Source organism: Allocoleopsis sp. (assembly GCF_036703385.1).
Classification (GTDB): Bacteria; Cyanobacteriota; Cyanobacteriia; order Cyanobacteriales; family Coleofasciculaceae; genus Allocoleopsis.
In genome coordinates this window covers 1-2,477 of the sequence record NZ_DATNPA010000365.1, presented here as the reverse complement: position 1 = coordinate 2,477, position 2,477 = coordinate 1, and the positions used below count along the sequence as shown (strand labels likewise).

Sequence of the window (2,477 nt, the reverse complement as noted above, 5' to 3'; positions counted from 1 at the left end):
CTCCAATCGAGGCTAAACCGAACTGATCATTGAAATATTTATCAATAATTAGTCGCGGTGAAGCTTGTGCTAGATTCAGCGCTTCTTTTCCGATTTGGGAAATCTTTATGGAGGAAGTAATTTAGCGGCTTTTAGATTCGCATGAGTTTGCTCGGCGATTATAAATTTTAGGTGAAGATCAAAAAAAATCTATACACATCCTCCAAAATTGGTATTATATTTATTAAAAATAAATAGTTGACTGCTTATCGGGTCGAAACCCTAATCTATATAACTATTGGCGGTTGAACTCGCTTTTTTTCCGAGAAATCCAGGTCTAAGCTCTTTGTCTCCTCATGTCCTAACAAAGCAAATATAGTTATTTCTTTGATTCAAATTTTTAGTCAGCCGATTACAGGAAAGCAGATGCATCAGCAAGAACTAATTATTGAGGCAGGTCGTGCAGAGAGACAATATTGGAAAGACTTATGGACTTACCGGGAGTTGTTTTACTTCTTGGCTTGGCGTGACATTATAGTACGCTACAAACAGACAGTAATTGGTCTGGCCTGGGCGTTGATTCGACCTTTTCTAACAATGGTTGTCTTTACTGTGGTGTTTGGCAATTTAGCTAAGCTTCCTTCAGAAGGTGCGCCCTACCCAATTCTTGTGTTTGCGGCGATGCTACCTTGGCAATTTTTTTCCAGTGCGCTGGCGGAATGTAGCAATAGTTTGATTAACAATGCCAATTTGGTTTCTAAGGTTTACTTTCCCCGCTTGATTGTGCCAGCCAGTGCAGTGATTGTCAGTTTTGTGGATTTTATGGTTTCGGGGATGATTTTGCTGGGGTTGATGGCTTGGTATGACTTTGTACCTAGCTGGCGCATTCTGACATTACCGCTGTTTATTGCTATAGCTTTTGCAGCATCCATAGGAGCGGGTTTGTGGTTATCGGCGCTGAATGTGGAATACCGAGATTTTCGCTACATTGTGCCGTTTATTGTGCAGTTTGGTCTCTATATCTCGCCGGTTGGTTTTAGTAGCAGTATTGTCCCAGAACAGTGGCGCTTGCTCTATTCTCTTAACCCGATGGTGGGGGTGATTGATGGCTTCCGCTGGGCAATTTTGGGGGGAACGTCAAAAATATACTGGTCAGGATTCATGCTATCTCTGGGGATAGTCGCTTTGTTGTTGATTAGTGGCATTTGGTACTTTCGCAAGACGGAACGTAGATTTGCTGACGTTATTTAGTGTTGGTAATTTCATAACTTGAATTGAGAGACTAGGCAACAGCTTTGTAGTAGCAGCGGAGAACTCTTCTGAAGTATGTCTGACACAGTAATTCGGGTCGAGAACTTAGGTAAGCAGTTCATTATCGGTCACCAAGAGGGGAGTACTCGTAACAAAACTCTGCGGGATCTAATAACTAGTGGAGCTAAGTTTTGCCGCCAAACATTACTCAATCCTCAGGGTAGGGAAATGCTTAGTCCGGCTAAGGAAGAGTTCTGGGCATTGAAAGATGTGTCCTTTGAGATTAAGCAGGGCGATCGGGTTGGAATTATTGGTCGTAACGGGGCAGGAAAATCGACCCTATTAAAGATTTTAAGCCGCATTACTGAGCCGACTAAAGGGCGGATTTCTATTAGAGGGCGAGTGGCGAGTCTGTTGGAAGTCGGAACAGGTTTTCATCAAGAGCTTACGGGCAGAGAAAATATCTATCTTAACGGTGCCATATTAGGCATGAGTAAAGTTGAAATTAACCGAAAGTTTGATGAAATTGTGGCGTTCGCTGAGGTAGATAAATTTTTAGATACTCCTGTGAAACGTTATTCTTCAGGAATGTATGTACGCCTTGCTTTTGCGGTTGCTGCTCATCTAGAGCCAGAAATATTGATTGTAGATGAAGTGTTAGCTGTGGGAGATATACAGTTTCAGAAGAAGTGTTTAGGAAAGATGGAGGATGTTGGGAAAGAAGGGCGAACGGTTTTGTTCGTAAGCCATAATATGCCTACTGTAACTCAACTTTGTACAAAAGGCATTTACTTGAGAGCTGGTAAAATTGATCAAATAGGTGATACTAATTCAATTGTTTCTAAGTATTTGACAGAGAACATTGATAGGAGTGGTCAAATCCAGCTAATTAACAATGATTCAGAACTAAAAAACTTTAAAAAAGTTTTTTTTAAAAGAGTTACTATTACCGATCCTGATGGATTGATATCATCAGAACTAGATGCTCGTTATCCCTTTTACATAATTTTAGATTATGAAGTAACGCATCCAGTCCAGAATGTAGAGCTTACAGTGCGGATCGAGACTGATGAAGGGAGAACAATTTTTATGACCCATCAATCAGATTGCTCCCCTACAAGTTCGAGCATCCGCCAAGCTGGGGAGTATCAAGTTTCTATCCAAATTCCAGGTATGTTCTTGATGCCAGGCTCATACATGATATCGGTTCAGGCTCATGAGCCTGGAATTCAATATCACGATCTCCA

Annotated in this window: 2 protein-coding genes; both read left to right on the top strand. The window is 41.3% G+C overall.

The annotated features are described in order from the left end of the window. The first annotated feature begins 405 nt into the window (after positions 1-405). Positions 406-1,230, top strand: a complete 825-nt coding sequence (locus V6C93_RS18115) for an ABC transporter permease (RefSeq protein ID WP_333478072.1) — start codon at positions 406-408, stop codon at positions 1,228-1,230. Between the two features lie 75 nt (positions 1,231-1,305). Continuing rightward, positions 1,306-2,477, top strand: a 1,172-nt coding sequence (locus V6C93_RS18110; RefSeq protein WP_349262754.1) for an ABC transporter ATP-binding protein, incomplete at its 3' end; no start/stop codon positions are given.